The sequence below is a fragment of the Variovorax sp. AC103 genome (assembly GCF_979254005.1).
In genome coordinates, this window is sequence record NZ_CEEDFC010000006.1 from 199,658 (window position 1) to 217,592 (window position 17,935).

At 66.1% G+C, this 17,935-nt stretch carries 18 protein-coding genes; 11 read left to right on the forward strand and 7 right to left on the reverse strand.

Going from position 1 to position 17,935, the window contains the following annotated elements:
• Window positions 1-17 precede the first annotated feature (17 nt).
• The 10 genes from AC0IYU_RS11375 to nagZ all read left to right on the forward strand — a co-directional run bounded on the left by AC0IYU_RS11375 (window position 18) and on the right by nagZ (window position 9,937).
• The gene (locus AC0IYU_RS11375; protein WP_472116578.1) at window positions 18-1,517 is read left to right on the forward strand and encodes a DegQ family serine endoprotease; all 1,500 of its coding nucleotides are present in this window, start codon (window positions 18-20) and stop codon (window positions 1,515-1,517) included.
• A gap of 522 nt (window positions 1,518-2,039) precedes the next feature.
• Window positions 2,040-3,851, forward strand: coding sequence for a translation elongation factor 4 (gene lepA / locus AC0IYU_RS11380; RefSeq protein WP_435435261.1), 1,812 nt, complete (start codon window positions 2,040-2,042; stop codon window positions 3,849-3,851).
• A 7-nt stretch (window positions 3,852-3,858) separates the two neighbouring features.
• Complete coding sequence (gene lepB / locus AC0IYU_RS11385) at window positions 3,859-4,824, forward strand: signal peptidase I (protein ID WP_472116581.1); 966 nt, start codon at window positions 3,859-3,861, stop codon at window positions 4,822-4,824.
• Between the two features lie 34 nt (window positions 4,825-4,858).
• Window positions 4,859-5,227, forward strand: coding sequence for a DUF4845 domain-containing protein (locus AC0IYU_RS11390; protein WP_435435263.1), 369 nt, complete (start codon window positions 4,859-4,861; stop codon window positions 5,225-5,227).
• Between the two features lie 17 nt (window positions 5,228-5,244).
• Window positions 5,245-5,931 carry a ribonuclease III gene (rnc, locus tag AC0IYU_RS11395; protein WP_472116584.1) on the forward strand — a complete coding sequence of 229 codons (687 nt, stop codon included), beginning with the start codon at window positions 5,245-5,247 and terminating at the stop codon, window positions 5,929-5,931.
• A gap of 7 nt (window positions 5,932-5,938) precedes the next feature.
• Window positions 5,939-6,904: a GTPase Era gene (gene era / locus AC0IYU_RS11400; RefSeq protein ID WP_472116587.1), complete on the forward strand. Its 966-nt coding sequence runs from the start codon at window positions 5,939-5,941 to the stop codon at window positions 6,902-6,904.
• Between the two features lies 1 nt (window position 6,905).
• Entirely contained in the window at window positions 6,906-7,679 is a 774-nt protein-coding gene (gene recO, locus AC0IYU_RS11405; protein WP_435483062.1) for a DNA repair protein RecO, read from the forward strand.
• The gene (locus AC0IYU_RS11410; RefSeq protein WP_472116590.1) at window positions 7,676-8,449 is read left to right on the forward strand and encodes a pyridoxine 5'-phosphate synthase; all 774 of its coding nucleotides are present in this window, start codon (window positions 7,676-7,678) and stop codon (window positions 8,447-8,449) included. Before recO ends, AC0IYU_RS11410 begins: the two co-directional genes overlap by 4 nt.
• 13 nt (window positions 8,450-8,462) lie before the next feature.
• Window positions 8,463-8,855, forward strand: coding sequence for a holo-ACP synthase (gene acpS, locus AC0IYU_RS11415; RefSeq protein ID WP_435435268.1), 393 nt, complete (start codon window positions 8,463-8,465; stop codon window positions 8,853-8,855).
• Window positions 8,852-9,937 carry a beta-N-acetylhexosaminidase gene (nagZ, locus tag AC0IYU_RS11420; protein ID WP_472116593.1) on the forward strand — a complete coding sequence of 362 codons (1,086 nt, stop codon included), beginning with the start codon at window positions 8,852-8,854 and terminating at the stop codon, window positions 9,935-9,937. The genes acpS and nagZ overlap by 4 nt, the downstream gene beginning before the upstream one ends.
• A gap of 19 nt (window positions 9,938-9,956) precedes the next feature.
• Here the strand turns inward: nagZ and AC0IYU_RS11425 are convergent, their stop codons facing one another.
• From AC0IYU_RS11425 to AC0IYU_RS11440, 4 genes are all read right to left on the reverse strand, one after another.
• Window positions 9,957-10,505 (reverse strand): M48 metallopeptidase family protein, encoded by a 549-nt coding sequence (locus AC0IYU_RS11425; RefSeq protein ID WP_472116596.1) that lies wholly within the window; start codon window positions 10,503-10,505, stop codon window positions 9,957-9,959.
• Window positions 10,502-11,773, reverse strand: a complete 1,272-nt coding sequence (locus tag AC0IYU_RS11430) for an Hsp70 family protein (protein WP_472116599.1) — start codon at window positions 11,771-11,773, stop codon at window positions 10,502-10,504. The genes AC0IYU_RS11425 and AC0IYU_RS11430 overlap by 4 nt, the downstream gene beginning before the upstream one ends.
• Window positions 11,774-11,775: 2 nt before the next feature.
• Entirely contained in the window at window positions 11,776-13,341 is a 1,566-nt protein-coding gene (gene lysS, locus AC0IYU_RS11435; protein WP_435493721.1) for a lysine--tRNA ligase, read from the reverse strand.
• Between the two features lie 132 nt (window positions 13,342-13,473).
• The gene (locus tag AC0IYU_RS11440) at window positions 13,474-14,118 is read right to left on the reverse strand and encodes an LON peptidase substrate-binding domain-containing protein (protein ID WP_472116602.1); all 645 of its coding nucleotides are present in this window, start codon (window positions 14,116-14,118) and stop codon (window positions 13,474-13,476) included.
• A 49-nt stretch (window positions 14,119-14,167) separates the two neighbouring features.
• On the opposite strand from AC0IYU_RS11440, the gene AC0IYU_RS11445 reads away from it, so the two are divergent.
• Complete coding sequence (locus tag AC0IYU_RS11445) at window positions 14,168-14,728, forward strand: YggT family protein (protein ID WP_435435274.1); 561 nt, start codon at window positions 14,168-14,170, stop codon at window positions 14,726-14,728.
• A 75-nt stretch (window positions 14,729-14,803) separates the two neighbouring features.
• Here AC0IYU_RS11445 and accD read toward each other — a convergent pair whose 3' ends face one another.
• The 3 genes from accD to trpB all read right to left on the reverse strand — a co-directional run bounded on the left by accD (window position 14,804) and on the right by trpB (window position 17,896).
• Window positions 14,804-15,676 carry an acetyl-CoA carboxylase, carboxyltransferase subunit beta gene (gene accD / locus AC0IYU_RS11450; RefSeq protein WP_435435275.1) on the reverse strand — a complete coding sequence of 291 codons (873 nt, stop codon included), beginning with the start codon at window positions 15,674-15,676 and terminating at the stop codon, window positions 14,804-14,806.
• 97 nt (window positions 15,677-15,773) lie between these two features.
• Window positions 15,774-16,619 (reverse strand): tryptophan synthase subunit alpha, encoded by an 846-nt coding sequence (trpA, locus tag AC0IYU_RS11455; RefSeq protein WP_435435276.1) that lies wholly within the window; start codon window positions 16,617-16,619, stop codon window positions 15,774-15,776.
• The gene (trpB, locus tag AC0IYU_RS11460; RefSeq protein ID WP_435435277.1) at window positions 16,619-17,896 is read right to left on the reverse strand and encodes a tryptophan synthase subunit beta; all 1,278 of its coding nucleotides are present in this window, start codon (window positions 17,894-17,896) and stop codon (window positions 16,619-16,621) included. The genes trpA and trpB overlap by 1 nt, the downstream gene beginning before the upstream one ends.
• Between the last annotated feature and the right edge of the window lie 39 nt (window positions 17,897-17,935).

Genomic DNA, 17,935 nt, shown 5'->3' on the forward strand with positions numbered 1-17,935 from the left:
CTTTTGAAAGAAAACCGATGATCTTCAAAGTCGAGGGACACAAGCTTCGTTCCGGCCTGCTGGCTGTCGCACTCGCGCTGACAGCGAGCGCGAGTTTCCTGCCGGTGGAGTCGGCCCAGGCGCAGACGCGCACGCTGCCCGATTTCACCGACCTGGTCGATCAGGTCGGCCCGTCCGTAGTCAACATCCGCACTGTGGAGAAGGTCGCGCAGCGCGGCGGCAACGGCGAGATGGACGAGGAAATGCAAGAGTTCTTCCGCCGCTTCTTCGGACAGCCTATTCCGAGTCAGCCGGGGCAGCCGGGCCAGCCACGTTCGGGCCCGAGGCCGAACAAGCCTGCCCAGCCGCAGGAAGAGGAGCGCCCGCGCGGTGTCGGTTCCGGTTTTATCCTGACGGCGGATGGTTACGTGATGACCAATGCGCACGTCGTGGAAGACGCCTCCGAGGTGATGGTCACGCTGCCGGACAAGCGCGAGTTCAAGGCCAAGATCGTCGGTGCCGACAAGCGCACCGACGTGGCGGTGGTGAAGATCGAGGCCACGGGCCTGCCTGCCGTGAAGGTCGGTGACATCTCCAAGCTGCGCGTCGGCGAGTGGGTGATGGCCATCGGTTCGCCGTTCGGCCTCGAGAACACCGTCACGGCCGGTATCGTGAGCGCCAAGCAGCGCGACACGGGCGAGTACCTGCCGTTCATCCAGACCGACGTGGCCATCAATCCCGGCAATTCTGGCGGGCCGTTGATCAACATGCGCGGCGAGGTGGTGGGCATCAACAGCCAGATCTATTCGCGCTCGGGTGGCTTCATGGGCATCTCGTTTTCGATCCCGATCGACGAGGCGATTCGCGTGAGCGACCAGTTGCGCACCTCGGGACGTGTTTCGCGCGGGCGCATCGGCGTGCAGATCGACCAGGTCACCAAGGATGTGGCCGAAGCCATCGGCCTGGGCAAGGCACAGGGCGCGCTGGTGCGCGGTGTCGAAGCGGGTTCGCCGGGCGAGAAGGCCGGCGTGGAGCCGGGCGACGTGATCACCAAGTTCGACGGCAAGGCCATCGAGAAGCCGAGCGACCTGCCGCGCCTGGTGGGCAACACCAAGCCGGGCACCAAGAGCACGCTCACGGTGTTCCGACGCGGCGCCTCGCGCGACCTGAGCGTGACCATCGCCGAGATAGAAGCCGACAAGCCTGCCAAGCGCGCGAGCGATCGCGACGAGCCTGCACCCAAGCCGCCGGCGTCTGCCGCAGCGAAGTCGCTGGGCCTGGCTGTGAGCGACCTGACCGATGCGCAGAAGAAGGAGCTCAAGATCAAGGGCGGTGTGAAGGTCGACGCCGCCAGTGAAGCCGCAGCGCGTGCCGGTCTGCGCGAGGGCGACATCATCCTGGCCGTGGGCAACGCCGAGGTATCGAACGCGCGGGACTTCGAGTCCGTGGTCGGCAAGGCGGACAAGAGCAAGGCGCTCAGCGTGCTGTTCCGACGAGGCGATTGGGCGCAGTACGCTCTGATCAGGCCCGCACGCTGATCTGGCGCTCGCGTCAAGTGGCCCCACCCCGCAGTCGGGTTTGGGGCCGTTTTTTTGAGGTGTTTACGACGTTCTGCGGCAGTCCGTGAAAAAAATCTTGGGGGCTGAAAGCACTGGTAATTGTTAGTGAAAACTAACTTATATATAGGCTAAGGACGGATTTCGGTAGAATAGGGCGCTCGCGATGGTCGGTCAGCGCATAAGGAGCGCACGGACCTTCACGATGCGAGATGTTAGACAGCAGTCCACCGGTGCTCCACAGATCGCCCACAAGTTGTTCAGCAAGTGCTCCACCGATCCTGTTGATAACCTGTTTATATCTTTGATGTTGTGGACCTGCAACGACCCCTTTGGACCCTGTTCCCGGATGTACGCGTCTCCCTTTTTGCCTACAATGAAGTTCCAACTACTGCAGTTGCCATTGCTTGTTGGTTCAGGGCGCGTCTCCAGAAGACGCGCCCTTTTTTCTTGCCCGTCGCACTCTGCGGCTGAGCCAATTCAAGTACTTAAACGTTCCCGTTGATGAATCACATCAGAAATTTTTCGATCATTGCGCACATCGACCACGGCAAGTCGACGCTCGCAGACCGTTTGATCCAGCGTTGCGGCGGCCTCGCGGAACGCGACATGGAAGCGCAGGTGCTCGATTCGATGGACATCGAAAAAGAGCGTGGGATAACCATCAAGGCACAGACCGCCGCACTGCACTACAAAGCACTCGATGGGCAGGTCTACAACCTCAATCTGATCGATACGCCGGGTCATGTCGACTTCTCGTATGAAGTGAGTCGTTCGCTGTCTGCATGCGAGGGCGCGCTGCTCGTCGTCGACGCATCGCAAGGCGTCGAAGCGCAGACGGTCGCCAACTGCTACACCGCGCTCGACCTCGGCGTCGAGGTGGTGCCGGTGCTCAACAAGATCGATCTGCCGAATGCGGATCTCGACAACGCGCGCACCGAAATCGAAGACGTGATCGGCATCGACGCGACCGACGCGATTCCTTGCTCGGCGAAGACCGGCGTCGGCATCGACGAGATTCTCGAAGCCATCATTGCCCGCATGCCCGCGCCGCGCGGCAACCCCGACGGGCCGCTGCGCGCGATGATCGTCGACAGCTGGTTCGACGCATACGTCGGCGTCGTCATGCTGGTGCGCGTGGTCGACGGACGGCTCGTCAAGGGCGAGCGCATCAAGATGATGGCCTCCGGCGCGATGTACAACGCTGACAGCATCGGCGTGTTCACCCCCGGCAACGAACCGCGCCCTTCGCTCGAAGCCGGCGAGGTGGGCTACATCATCGCGGGCATCAAGGAGTTGCAGGCGGCCAAGGTCGGGGACACCGTCACGCTGATCAGGCCCGGCACCGGTGGCGCAGCGGCCACGGCCACCGAGGCGCTGCCCGGCTTCAAGGAAATCCAGCCGCAGGTGTTCGCGGGCCTGTACCCGACCGAAGCGAGCGAGTACGACTCGCTGCGCGACGCGCTCGAAAAGCTCAAGCTCAACGATTCCTCGCTGCGCTACGAGCCCGAGGTGAGCCAGGCGCTGGGCTTCGGCTTCCGCTGCGGCTTCCTCGGCCTGCTGCACATGGAAATCGTGCAGGAGCGCCTGGAGCGCGAGTTCGACCAGGACCTCATCACGACCGCCCCGAGCGTGGTCTACCAGGTGGTCCGCAACGACGGCGAAGTGATCATGGTCGAGAACCCGTCCAAGATGCCCGACGTCGGCCGGATGTCGGAAATCCGCGAGCCCATCGTCACGGTGCATCTCTACATGCCGCAGGAGTACGTGGGCTCGGTGATGACGCTGGCCAACCAGAAGCGCGGCGTGCAGCTGAACATGGCCTACCACGGCCGCCAGGTCATGCTGACCTACGAGATGCCGCTGGGCGAGATCGTGCTCGACTTCTTCGACAAGCTGAAGTCGGTGAGCCGCGGCTACGCCTCGATGGACTACGAGTTCAAGGAGTACCGCGCGTCCGATGTGGTCAAGGTCGACATCCTGCTGAATGGCGAGAAGGTCGATGCGCTGTCGATCATCGTGCACCGCAGCCAGTCGCAGTACCGCGGCCGGGCCGTGGTGGCGAAGATGCGCGAGATCATTTCACGCCAGATGTACGACGTCGCGATCCAGGCGGCCATCGGGGTCACCATCATTGCGCGTGAGACAATCAAGGCGCTTCGCAAGAACGTGCTGGCCAAGTGCTACGGCGGCGACATCTCCCGCAAGAAGAAGCTGCTCGAGAAGCAGAAGGCGGGCAAGAAAAGAATGAAGCAGATCGGCTCTGTCGAGGTCCCGCAAGAGGCCTTCCTCGCGATTCTGCAAGTCGAAGACTGATCAAAAAATGGCATTCATCACCTCCCTGGTCCTTGCGGCTTTCGCTGCCTATGTCGGTTCGTGGTATTTCGGCGCGATCGAAGGCAACTTCGCATTGCTGCTGTTCCTGGCCACCGTGATCACCGGCCTCTACTGGGTGGCCGAGCGCTTCTATTTCCTGCCGAAGCGGCTGCACGCGGCCGCCAGGCTGGAAGCCTCCCTGGCCGAGCGCAACGCTCGCCTGGCCGAGCAGGGCATCAAGCAGGTCGACACCGCCGACGCGAAGGCCAGCGAACGGCTGCTGATGCAGCCCTGGTGGCTCGACTGGACAGCCGGGCTGTTCCCCGTGATCCTGGTGGTGTTCCTGCTGCGCTCGTTCCTGTACGAGCCCTTCAAGATCCCGTCGGGCTCGATGATGCCCACGCTGCTGACCGGCGACCTGATCCTGGTCAACAAGTTCACCTACGGCCTGCGCCTGCCGGTCATCAACACCAAGATCACCGACGGCACGCCGCTGGCGCACGGCGACGTGGTGGTGTTCCGCTACCCGCCCAAGCCGAGCATGGACTACATCAAGCGCGTGGTCGGCCTTCCCGGAGACGAGGTGGCCTACCTGAACAAGAAGCTCACCATCAACGGCCAGCCGGTGTCCAAGCAGCCCGATGCCGACTACCTCGACAGCGAATCGATGCGCCTGCTCAAGCAGTTCGACGAGAAGCTGGGCGAGAAGCAGCACAAGATCCTGAACGATGACGCCGCACCATCCTTCGTGCCCGGCGCCAGTGATTTCCCGGGCCGCGAAAACTGCCGCTACTCGGTGGAGGGCGTGGTCTGCAAGGTGCCCGCCGGAAGCTACTTCATGATGGGCGACAACCGCGATAATTCGGCCGACTCGCGTTTCTGGGGTTTCGTGCCGGACGGCAACATCGTCGGCAGGGCGTTCTTTGTCTGGATGAACTTCGGCGATCTGGGTCGCATCGGTCCGTTTCAATAAACAATCACCAGCATTGTTCGAGGGGTAAGAGGGCATGAGAACACATCGGTCAGTTCGCAGCAGGGCTGCGCAGCAGCGCGGCATTTCGTTCATCGGGTTGGTGTTCGTCGCGGTGGTGCTCGCGTGCGTGGGCGTTGTCGTCGCGCAGGTCATTCCGACGCTGATCGAATGGCAGGCGATCGACAAGGCCGCCAACAAGGCCAAGGAGGGCACGACGGTGCCCGAAGTGCGCGCCATCTTCGACCGGGCCCAGGCCATCGACGACTTCAAGTCGGTCAGCGGCAAGGACCTCGACATCAAGAAGGTCGGCGACAAGGTCGTCGTTTCGTATGCGTACGAGCGCGAGATTCCCCTGTTCGGCCCGGCCTACCTGACCCTCAAGTACAAGGGCGCGTCCCGCTGAACGCGGCGCTTAAAAAGGTGGACGGCAGCCTCGTCGCGCTGCAGGCGCGTCTCCAGCACACCTTCTCCGACCCGCGGCTGCTCCAGCTCGCGCTCACGCACCGCAGCTTTTCGTCCGACCACAACGAGCGCCTCGAGTTTCTCGGCGACTCGGTGCTGAACCTGGCGGTGTCGCACCTGCTCTACATCCGGCTCTCGGCCTTGCCCGAGGGCGACCTGTCGCGCGTGCGGGCCAACCTGGTGAAGCAGGACACCCTGCACCGCCTGGCGGTCGGGCTGGCGCTGTCGCCGCTGCTGAAACTCGGCGAAGGCGAGGCACGCTCAGGCGGGCCCAGCCGCCCGTCGATCCTCGCCGATGCGCTCGAGGCGCTGATCGGCGCGGTCTACCTCGACGCCGGCTTCTCAGCCGCCGAGGCGCTGGTTCGCCGGCTCTACGAGGCGGTCGAGATCAACCCGCGCATGGACGCGGCGGCCAAGGACCCCAAGACCGAATTGCAGGAATGGCTGCAGGGTCACAAAATGAAGCTGCCGTTGTACCGCGTGGCCGCCACACTGGGCGCCGCGCACAAGCAGACTTTCGATGTCGAGTGCGAAGTGTCCGAGTTGGGCCTTCGCGAACGCGGCATCGGCGGGTCACGCCGCGCTGGCGAGCAGGCGGCAGCCGCCGCCATGTTGATCCGCATCAAGGCACGCGGCGCCGCGTGAAATCAGAATGAACGATGCTATTAATCCCGTAGCGGGACCCGAAGACACCGCAGGCGATGCAGCCGCAAACGGCCCTCAACATTGCGGCCTCATCGCCATCGTCGGCAAGCCCAATGTGGGCAAGTCGACGCTGCTCAATGCGCTGGTCGGCCAGAAGATCAGCATCACCTCGCGCAAGGCGCAGACCACGCGTCACCGCATCACCGGCATGCGCACGCGCGGCGCCACGCAGTTCGTGTTCGTCGACACGCCGGGCTTTCAGACCCTGCATGCCAATGCCCTGAACAAGTCGCTCAACAAGACCGTGCAGGGCGCGGTCGGCGACGTGGACCTGATTCTTTTCGTGGTCGAGGCGGGCAGCTTCACGCCGGCCGACGAACGCGTGCTCAAGCTGCTCGGCAAGGGCATTCCGACGGTGCTGTTGGCCAACAAGCTGGACAACGTGCACCGCCGCGGCGACATCGCGCCCTGGCTGCAGACCATGCAGGAGAAGCACGCCTTCGCCGAGTTCGTGCCGATGTCCGCCAAGAACGCCAAGGACGTCGAGCGCGTGTTCGGCATCTGCGAGAAGTACCTGCCCGAGCAGCCCTGGTTCTATGCCGAGGACGAACTCACCGACCGCAGCGAGAAGTTCCTCGCCGGCGAACTGGTGCGCGAGAAGCTGTTCCGCCTGACCGGCGACGAACTTCCCTACACCTCGACTGTCATCATCGACAAGTTCGAGGAAGAGCCGCCCCAGAAGAAGGGCCACAAGCGCCTGCTGCGCATTGCCGCCACCATCGTGGTGGAGCGCGACAGCCACAAGGCCATGGTGATCGGCGACAAGGGCGAGCGCATCAAGCGCATCGGCATGGAAACCCGTGTCGAGCTCGAGAAGCTGGCCGACGCCAAGGTGTTCCTCGAGCTGTGGGTGAAGGTGCGCTCCGGCTGGGCGGACGACGAAGCCCGCGTGCGCTCCTTCGGCTACGAATGAAGTGGCCGCCGCCCACCGCGTTTCGCACGAACCGGCCTATGTGCTCCATCGCTACGACTGGAGCGAGTCGAGCCTGATCCTGGAGGTCTTCACCCGCCACCACGGGCGCATCGCGCTGGTGGCCAAGGGGGCGAAGCGGCCGAGTTCCAACTTCCGCCCGGTGCTGCTGCCGCTGCAGCCCTTGCAGCTCAACTACGGCGGCGACGCCGAGATCCGCACGCTCAAGGGCGCCGAATGGATGGGCGGGCATGTCATGCCGACCGGCGAGGCGCTGCTGTCGGGCTACTACGTCAACGAATTGCTGCTGCGCCTGCTGGCGCGCGACGATGCGCACGAGGCGCTGTTCGACGCCTATGCGGGCGTCGTGCAGGTGCTGGCGGGCGACCATGCAGGCGCCCAGGCGGCCACGCAGGCGGCCGCGCTGCGGGCTTTCGAGCTGCTGCTGCTTCGCGGCGTGGGCCTGCTGCCGTCGCTCGACGTGCAGACCCTGACGCTGGAGCCGCTCGACGCCGCCACGCGCTACAGCCTCGTGCCCGAGGCCGGCTTGCGCCAGGCGGTCGACGGCGAACCCGCGCTGGCCGGCGCCGACTGGCAGGCGCTGCAGGACGTGCTTGACGACCGCGCCCCCTTCACCGCCACGCTGCGTGAAATTGCCGTCATGAACGCCGGCAGCAACAGCGCCCTGCGCAACCAGCTGCGCGCCTTGCTCAACTACCATTGCGGCGTGTCCACGCTGCGCACGCGGCAAATGATGAGAGATCTGCAAGCACTATGAGCACTCCAGGCCACGCCGGCCATGCTGGCACCACCGCACTGTCCGTCAACCTCAACAAGGTCGCCCTGGTGCGCAACACGCGCCACCTGGGCATTCCGAGCGTGGTGAAGGCCGCCCGGGCCTGCCTGGCGGCCGGCGCGCAGGGCATCACCGTGCACCCGCGCCCCGACGCGCGCCACATCCGCGCGCACGACGTGAGCGACCTCTCGGCGCTGCTCGCCACCGACTGGCCGGCCGTCGAGTTCAACATCGAGGGCAACCCCTTCCAGAACCTGATGGACTTCGTGCGCGCGCTGAAGCCGCACCAGGCCACCTTCGTGCCCGACAGCGAAACCCAGTCGACCAGCGACCACGGCTGGACCTTCCCCGAGGACGCCGAGCGCCTGCGCCCGCTGATCGCCGAGGCCAAGGCGCTGGGCGTGCGCGTGAGCCTGTTCATGGACCCAATTCCCGAGATGATGGCCGCGGCCAAGGCCGTGGGCGCCGACCGCGTCGAGCTCTACACCGAAGGCTACGCCGCCTCGCGCGGCACGCCGAACGAGCAGGCCGTGCTGGCCCGCTATGCCGAAACGGCGCGCGCGGCGCTGGCCGCGGGCCTGGGCGTCAACGCCGGGCACGACCTGAGCCGCGACAACCTCACCGCGTTCCTGCGCGCTGTGCCCGGTGTGCAGGAGGTCTCGATCGGCCATGCCTTCGTGGCCGATGCGCTCGAGCTCGGCTATACGGCCGCCACGCGCGACTACCTGCGTTGCATCAGCGAGGCGCAGTGAAAGCCGGCGCCGCATGATCTACGGCATTGGCACCGACATCTGCGATCTGCGTCGCATCGCCGCCACCTTCGAGCGCCAGGGCGAACGCTTTGCCCGCAAGGTGCTGAGCGACGCCGAATTCGCCGTCTGGCAGACCCGCAGCGCGCGCTGGCCCAAGCGCGGCCTGAGCTACCTCGCCACCCGCTTTTCCGCCAAGGAGGCCTTCAGCAAGGCCATCGGCATGGGCATGCGCATGCCGATGAGCTGGCGCCTGTGCGAAATCGCCAACCTGCGCAGCGGCAAGCCCGTCATCGTGCTGCATGGCGAGCTGAAGGCGTGGTTCGAGGCGCAGGGGCTCACCGCCCACGTCACCGTGACCGACGAAACCGAATACGCCGCGAGCTTCGTGGTGGTGGAGAAGCTATGACCCCCGGGCTCGACCGCCCCCAGACCCTGCATTCGCCGCTGATCATCGACGTGGCGGGCACGGAACTCGATGCTGCCGACCGGCGGCGCCTCGCGAACCCATGGGTCGGCGGCGTGATTCATTTCGCCCGCAACTGGCGGGACCGCGCGCAGATGACCGCGCTCAACGCCGAGATCAAGGCAATCCGGCCCGACCTGCTGATCTGCGTCGACCATGAAGGCGGGCGCGTGCAGCGCTTTCGCACCGACGGCTTCACGCATTTGCCGTCGATGCGCGCGTTGGGCGAACTCTGGATGCGCGACGCCATGCGTGCCACCCAGGCGGCCACCGCCGCCGGGCAGGTGCTGGCCGGCGAGTTGCGTGCCTGCGGCGTCGACTTCAGCTTTGCGCCCGTGCTCGACCTCGACTACGGCGGCAGCAGCGTCATCGGCAACCGCAGCTTTCACCGCGACCCGCGCGTGGTGGCGCTGCTGGCCAAGAGCGTCATGCACGGCATGCTGCAGATGGGCATGCGCAACTGCGGCAAGCATTTTCCGGGGCACGGCTTCGTCACCGCCGACTCGCATGTCGAAATTCCGGTCGACAAGCGCGCGCTCAAGGACATCCTGGCCGACGACGCCCGGCCGTACGACTGGCTCGCCGGCACGCTCACCGCGGTGATGCCGGCGCATGTGATCTATCCGAAGGTCGACAAGCGGCCCGCGGGGTTTTCGCCGAAGTGGCTCCAGGCGATCCTGCGGCAGCGTCTTGCGTTCGACGGCGCGGTGTTCAGCGACGACCTGAGCATGGAGGCCGGGCGCTACATCGACGGTGAACTGCTCAGCTATACCGATGCGGCGCTGGCCGCGCTCGAAGCGGGCTGCGACCTGACCATGCTGTGCAACCAGAGCATCGGGGAGGGGCTTGCACTCGACGAGTTCCTCGATGGTTTCGACGCGGCGGCGCACGCCGGACGGTGGGTGCCGGACGCGATCAGCGAGGCGCGTCGCCAGGCGCTGCTGCCGCGGGATGTTGCAACCGATTGGTCGTCGCTTGTGGCTTCGCGCGCCTATCGCGATGCCAGGCGAACGATGGACATCTGAGGCGCCTGCGCCGACCCGGCTATGGCCGGGGGGGGCGTTCAGTTGGCTCGATGCCTGAGCTTGTTGCAGTCCAGAGGCGCTCGCCGCCCGTGTCCAGGTGGGTCAGGTACAGCCGCAGATCGAACTCGAACTGCGAGTAGTCCGGCTCCATGTGCGAGCACAGTGCATAGAACGCCTTGTCGTGGTCGCGCTCCTTCATGTGCGCCAGTTCGTGCACCACGATCATCCGCAGCCACGCCAACGGCACGCCCTTGAACAGGCTGGCCACGCGGATCTCCCGCTTGGCCTTGAGCTTGCCGCCCTGCACGCGCGACACCGTGGTGTGCGTGCCCAGCGCGTTGCGGATCACGTGCAGCTTGTTGTCGAACATCACCTTGGACAGCGGCTCGGCCTTGCGCATGAACTCGCTCTTGAGCTCGCTCACGTACTCGTAGAGCGCGCGGTCCGTCTGGATGCTGTGCGGACCGTCGGGGTAGCGCCGGGTCAGCAGCGACGCGAGCTTGTCTTCGGCCACCAGCTGGCGGACCTGGTCCAGCAGGGACGCCGGATAGCCCGCCAGGTACTTCATGGCCGGCGCTGCGTGCGCGCCGCGCAGGCCAGGCCGGTGGCCACGCCGCCGAACAGGTCGCCCTCGACCAGGTTCACGCCGACGAAGCTCTTGCGCAGCGCGTGCTGGAAGGGCCGCAGCGCGGACGAACCACCGGTGAGGTAGATGGCGTCGAGGTCGGCGCTGCGCAAACCCGCGCGCTTGACACAGGCGTGCGCGCAGGCGATCACGTGCTCCAGCGGGGTGGCCAGTTGCTGCGCCATGTCGGCGGGTGAGAGCGACGCCACGAGGCCGGCTTCCGCGCAGGACAGGTCGATGGCGGTCTCCGCGTCGCTCACCGAAGCATCGATCTTGGCCGCCTCCACCGCGCTTGCGATGCGATGCCCGTGCCGTTCCTCCAGCACGGCCATCAGCCGGTCGTGCAGCCGCGTGTCGCTGTAGCTCGTGCGCAGGTCCTTCGCCTGGCGCAACGCCTTGGCGGCGTAGAGCCAGTTGATCAGGTGCCAGGACGACAGCTCGAAAAACACCTTGCTCGGCACCTCGCGCCCCTGCGGGCCGTGGTGGCGAAAGCCGAAGTGCGGCATCACGCGCTCGAGGTTCAGGCGCTGGTCGAAGTCGGTGCCGCCGATGTGCACGCCGCTGGTGGCCAGCACGTCGTCGCTGCGGTCGTCGCGCGCGGCACGCTCGGGCCCCACCCGCACGACGGTGAAGTCGGAGGTGCCGCCGCCGATGTCGACGATGAGCACGATCGATTCCTTGACGATGCGCTGCTCGTAGTCGAAGGCCGCGGCAATCGGTTCGAGCTGGAAGGCGATCTCGCGAAAGCCCGCCGCGCGCGCCGCGATGCGCAGGCTTTCTTCGGCCCGCTCGTCGCGCTTCGAGTCGTCGTCCACGAAGTGCACGGGCCGCCCGATCACCACGCGCTCGGGCAACTGGCCGAGCTCGCGGCCGGCGCGCACGGCCAGTTCGCGCAGGAAGCGCGCGATGATGTCCTCGAAGCTCACCAAGCCGTCATAGACGGCCGTCTTCTCCTGCATCAGCGCGCTGCCCAGCAGGCTCTTGAGCGAACGCATCAGCCGGCCTTCGGTGCCCGACAGGTACTGGGCGACGGCATCGCGGCCGAAATGCGTGGTGCGGTCTTCGGCGTTGAAGAAGATCGCGGTGGGCAGCGTGGTGGCCGCGCCTTCGATGGGCAGCAGGCGGGCCACGCCGTCGACCCGGCAGGCCACGGCGGAATTGGAGGTGCCGAAGTCGATGCCGATCGTCGGCAGCGACGACGGTGACGGCATGCTCAAGATTCCCTGCGCAGCGCGGGGAACAGGATCACGTCGCGAATGCTCGGCGAGTCGGTCAGCAGCATCATCAGACGGTCGATGCCGATGCCGCAGCCACCAGTGGGCGGCATGCCGTATTCGAGCGCGCGCACGAAGTCGTGGTCGTAGAACATGGCTTCGTCGTCGCCGCTGTCCTTGGCGGCCACCTGCGCGTTGAAGCGCGCGGCCTGGTCTTCGGCGTCGTTCAGCTCGCTGAAGCCGTTGCCGAACTCGCGGCCGGTGATGTAGAGCTCGAAGCGCTCGGTGACCTCGGGGCGCTCGTCGTTGGCGCGCGCCAGCGGCGAGATCTCGGTCGGGTGTTCCATGATGAAGGTCGGCTGCCAGAGCTTCTCTTCCACGGTTTCCTCGAAGTACATCACCTGCAGGCTGGCCAGGCTGCGCTGCGAGAGCTTGTCCTTTTCTTCGCTCAGGCCGATCTTGCGCAGGGCGTTGATGAGCCACGTGCTGTCGTCGACACCCTCGCCGGCGTCGGTGTACTTCAGGATGGCCTCGCGGATCGTCAGGCGCTCGAAGGGCTGGGTCAGGTCGACGGGCTTGCCGCCGTAGGTGAGCTGCTGCGTGCCCACGGCCTTGTCGGCGATGGTGCGGATCAGCGTCTCGGTGAAGTCCATCAGGTCGCGGTAGTTCCAGTAGGCCGCGTAGAACTCCATCATCGTGAACTCGGGGTTGTGCCGTACCGAGATGCCTTCGTTGCGGTAGCTCCGGTTGATTTCGAACACCCGCTCGAAGCCGCCGACGATCAGGCGCTTCAAGTACAGCTCGGGCGCGATGCGCAGGAACATTTCCTGGTCGAGCGCGTTGTGGTGCGTCTTGAAGGGCTTGGCGTTCGCGCCGCCAGGAATGGGGTGCAGCATGGGCGTTTCGACTTCGAGGAAGTCGTTGGCCACCATGAACTCGCGCAGCGCGCTCACGGCCTTGCTGCGGGCTGTGAAGCGCACGCGGGCCGACTCGTCGGTGATCAGGTCGACATAGCGCTGGCGGTACTTCTGCTCCTGGTCGGCCATGCCGTAGAAGTCGCCGGGCAGGGGGCGCAGGCTCTTGGTGAGCAGTCGCAGCTTCGTGACCTTGACCGACAGTTCGCCCGTCTTTGTCTTCATCAGCGTGCCTTCGGCACCGAGGATGTCGCCGAGGTCCCAGCGCTTGAATTCGGCATAGGCCTCTTCGCCCACCGCGTCGCGCGTGACGTAGAGCTGGATGCGGCCCGTGGCGTCCTGCAGCGTCGCGAAGCTGGCCTTGCCCATCACGCGCTTGAGCATCATGCGGCCCGCCACGCTGACGGCAACGGCCTGCGCCTCGAGCGCTTCGGCCTCGGTGGCGGCGTGTGCTTCGCCGAGCGCGGCGGCGCGGTGGCCCGGCTTGAAGTCGTTGGGGAACGCGACGCCCTTGCCCTCGGCCTGCGCGGTGCGCAGCAGCTTGAGCTTCTCGCGGCGTTCGGCGATGAGCTTGTTGTCGTCGACGGCGGGCACGGTGGCTGCCGGTGCCGCTGCGGGCGTGGGGATGTGGGGGGTCAGGTGATCGGACATGGGAGGCGGGTGGCGCATGGCGCGCAACAGGGAGCGTGCGCGGGGCTGGGCATTTTAGCCCATCGAATTTGAATAAAAGCGGCCCCTAGCGCCCGTCCATCCTGCGCCACATGCTACAAAAAATGTAGCAAGCTATTCAGTGATGCCCGTGCGTGCCAGCAGATCGCTGACCAGCTCCAGCCGCATCAGCGGGCTGTCTAGCGCCATCATGCGCTGGCGCAGTTCGGCCTGCATCGGCACCAGCTCGCACCAGCGGTTGGCCACCCAGCCGCAATCGTCGAGCCGGTAGGGCGCTTCGATGGGCAGCCGCACCGACTCGCCCTGTGCGTGGCGCCGCTCCTCCAGCGTGTCGATCAGGCGCCGCAGCGCGGTGGCGGTGTGCTTCAGGTCGTCGGGGATTTCGAGCGCGACGTCGTCGGGCACGGCCTCGACCTCGGCGACCCACAGGCCGTGCTTCTGCAGCTCGGTGGTGCGGATGCGAAAGCGCTGCGTGCCCACGCACTCGATCTGCAGCAAGCCGCTCTGCGGCGACTCGAACTCGCGAATCCGAGCCAGCGTGCCGACGGCGGCAAAACGCTCGGCTTCAGCGCCGGCCTTGCGCACTTCGGCTCCGCTGGTGAGGGTGACCACGCCGAAGGGCGCGTCGGCCTTGCGGCACTTGCCGACCATGTCGAGGTAGCGGACCTCGAAGATGCGCAATGGAAGAAGGCCACCCGGGAACAGGACCGTTCCGAGCGGGAACAATGGCAGTGAATGCAAAAGGGGTTGAGTCGTCATCGGAGAGCCTTGCGTCGCTATCATCGCATTCCGTTCACGGCTGCGCCTCATGCTCTATCAGATTCCCTCGTTCCTCCTCGACGTGATCGTCGGCCTGCTCGGCGGCGCCTGCCTGCTGCGCCTCTACATGCAGTACCACCGGGTGCCTTTCGGCAACCCGCTGGGGCGCTTCATCTTCGCCATCAGCGACTGGATCGTGCTGCCGCTGCGGCGCATCGTGCCGTCGGTGAAGCGCTGGGACCTGGCCAGCCTGATCGCTGCCTGGCTGCTGGTGATGGTGAAGTTCCTGCTCCTGTGGCTGCTGATCGGCAACCTGGGTCACATCGCCACGCTGCCGCTGGTGTCGCTGGTCGGGCTGATGCAGCTGGCCGTGTCCGGCCTGACCGCGTTGCTGGTGGTCTACGCGGTGCTCTCCTGGATTCCGAACGCCTCGCCGATGCTGCTCGACCTGATATCGCGCCTGGCCGAGCCGCTGGTACGGCCGTTTCGCCGCTTCATTCCACTGATCGGCGGGGTCGACCTGTCGCCACTGGCGGCGATCGTCGTGCTGCAGATCGTTGCGATCGTGCTGAGCAACCTGCTGGTGTTCGCCTACCAACTGACGTTCTGAGGCTGAACGCACAAGCAAAAGGGCCCGGGTGCGATGCACCCGGGCCCTTTTGCGTTGGCTTGTGGCCCGTTTCGCTCAGCTGACCGCGTCGGCCGGCTGGCGCAGCAGCATGGCCAGCGTGCTGGCGATGGTCTTGCGCAGCTCGCGGCGATCGCTGATGAAGTCGATGGCGCCCTTGGTCTGCAGGAACTCGGCGCGCTGGAAGCCCTCTGGCAGCGTCACGCGCACGGTCGACTCGATCACGCGCGGGCCGGCAAAGCCGATCAGCGCCTTGGGCTCGGCGATCACCACGTCGCCCACGAACGCGAAGCCGGCCGACACGCCACCCATGGTCGGGTCGGTCAGCACACTGATGTAGGGCAGGCCCTTCTTCGCCAGGCGCGTGAGCGCGGCGTTGGTCTTGGCCATCTGCATCAGCGAGAGCAGGCCTTCCTGCATGCGCGCGCCGCCGGTGGCGGTGAAGCAGATGAAGGGCACCTTCTGCTCGATGGCGGTCTCCACGCCGCGCACGAAGCGCTCGCCGACCACGCTGCCCATGCTGCCGCCCATGAATTCGAACTCGAAGCAGGCCACGACCACGTTGATGCTGTGGACCGAGCCGCCCAGCACGACCAGCGCGTCGGTCTCACCGGTGTTTTCCAGGGCTTCCTTCAGCCGCTCGGGGTACTTGCGGCTGTCCTTGAACTTCAGCGCATCGACCGGGAGCACTTCCTGGCCGAGTTCGTAGCGGCCCTCGGGGTCGAGGAACGCGTCGAGCCGCGCGCGCGCGCCGATGCGGTGGTGGTGGCTGCAGCTGGGGCAGACGTTCTGGTTGTGCTCGAGGTCGGTCTTGTACAGAACGGTCTCGCAGGCGGGGCATTTGATCCACAGGCCCTCGGGCACCTGGCGGCGCTCGGACGGGTCGGTTTGTGCGATCTTGGCGGGTAGCAGTTTTTCAAGCCAGCTCATGGGCAATCCTTGGTTCTCGCGACAGGCGGACCTTCGCGACGATTAGCTCCCCTGTGCCGCGTGCGGGACGCGGCACAGGGGCCGGAGGCAACAGCGATTATCGGCCAGCCGCGTTCTTGGCGGTAGCCGCGGGCAACGCATCGAGCGCCTCGCGGATGCCCGCCAGGAACTCGCGCACCGCCGGCACCACGCGTTCGCGCGGCTGGTCTTCGACGAGTTGAATGATCTTCGTGCCGATCACGACCGCATCGGCGGCCGAGCCGACCGCCTGCGCCGTGCGCGCGTCGCGGATGCCGAAGCCCACGCCCACCGGAATGCTCACGTGCTGGCGAATGCGCGGAATCATGCGGCCGACCGCCTCGGTGTCGAGGTGGCCGGCGCCGGTGACGCCCTTGAGCGACACGTAGTACACGTAGCCGCTGGCAATGCGCGCCACCTGGGCCATGCGCTCGTCGGTGCTGGTTGGGGCCAGCAGGAAGATCAGGTCGATGCCGGCTTCCTTCAGTTCGGCGGCGAAGGCCTCGCATTCCTCGGGCGGATAGTCGACCACCAGCAGCCCGTCGACGCCGGCCGCGGCCGCATCGCGGATGAAGGCCTTCTTGCCGTGCACGAGGTCGTAGCGCTCGACCGGGTTGGCATAGCCCATCAGCACCACGGGCGTGGCCGTGTCCTTCTGGCGGAAGGCGGCCACCATGGCCAGCACCTGCGTCATGCCCACGCCCAGTGCCAGCGCGGCCTCGCCGGCCTTCTGGATCACGGGGCCGTCGGCCATGGGGTCGGAGAAGGGCACACCCAGTTCGATCACGTCGGCACCGGCCTCGACCATGCCGTGCATCAGCTCGGGCGTGATGTCGGCGAAGGGGAAGCCGGCGGTGACGTACGGAATGAGGGCGCGGCGGCCGTCGTTTTTCAGCGCGGCGAAGGTTGCGGCAATGCGGCTCATCACTTGCCTCCCTTCACGCTCAGGCCGCGCATCGAGGGGCGGTCGTAGAAATCGACGCCCGACAGGTCGGCCACGGTGCCGATGTCCTTGTCGCCGCGCCCCGAGAGGTTCACCAATATCGATTGGTCGGGACGCATGGTCTTGGCGAGCTTCATGGCATAGGCCACGGCATGGCTCGATTCGAGCGCGGGGATGATGCCCTCGGTTCGGCACAGGTAGTGGAAGGCCTCGAGCGCCTCCACGTCGGTGACGCCGACGTACTCGGCGCGGCCGATGTCGGCCAGGTACGCATGCTCGGGGCCCACGCCCGGGTAGTCGAGGCCGGCGCTGATGCTGTGGGTCTCGGTGATCTGGCCGTCCTCGTTCTGCAGCAGGTAGGTGCGGTTGCCGTGGAGCACGCCGGGGCTGCCCCGCAGGATCGAGGCCGAGTGCTTGCCGCTGTCCAGGCCCTCGCCCGCCGCCTCCACGCCGATCAGGCGCGTGCCCGCGAACGGAATGTAGGGGTGGAAGATGCCCATCGCGTTGCTGCCGCCGCCCACGCAGGCGACCACCACGTCGGGCTGCTTTCCTTCCGCCTCGCCCGTGATCCCGTCGGCCGCGAGCATGGCCGGCATCTGCGCGATGCACTCGGTGCCGATCACGCTCTGGAAGTCGCGCACCATGGTCGGGTAGGGGTGCGGGCCGGCGACGGTGCCGATGATGTAGAAGGTGTCCTCCACATTGGTGACCCAGTCGCGCATGGCTTCGTTCAGCGCGTCCTTCAGCGTCTTGCTGCCGGATTCCACCGGCACCACGGTCGCGCCGAGCAGGTTCATGCGGTAGACGTTGGGGCTCTGGCGCTTCACGTCCTGGCTGCCCATGTAGACCACGCATTCGAGGCCGTAGCGCGCGCAGATGGTGGCGGTCGCCACGCCATGCTGGCCGGCGCCGGTCTCGGCAATGACGCGGGGCTTGCCCATGCGGCGCGCGAGCATCGCCTGGCCGATCACGTTGTTGATCTTGTGCGCGCCGGTGTGGTTCAGGTCTTCGCGCTTCAGGTAGATCTGCGCGCCGCCCATCTCGCGGCTGGTGCGCGCAGCGTGGTAGACCGGCGAGGGGCGCCCTACGAAGTGCTTCAGTTCGTAGTGGAATTCGGCCAGAAAGGCTGGATCGTCCTTGAACTTCGCATACGCGTCGCGCAGTTCGTTGATGGCGTGGGTGAGCGTTTCGCTCGCGAAGGTGCCGCCGTAGTTGCCGAAGTGGCCGGTGGCATCGGGTTGCTGGTAGTTGCTTTGCATGGTTCTCGATCGGTGGGCCGCAGCCCGACCAACGATCGG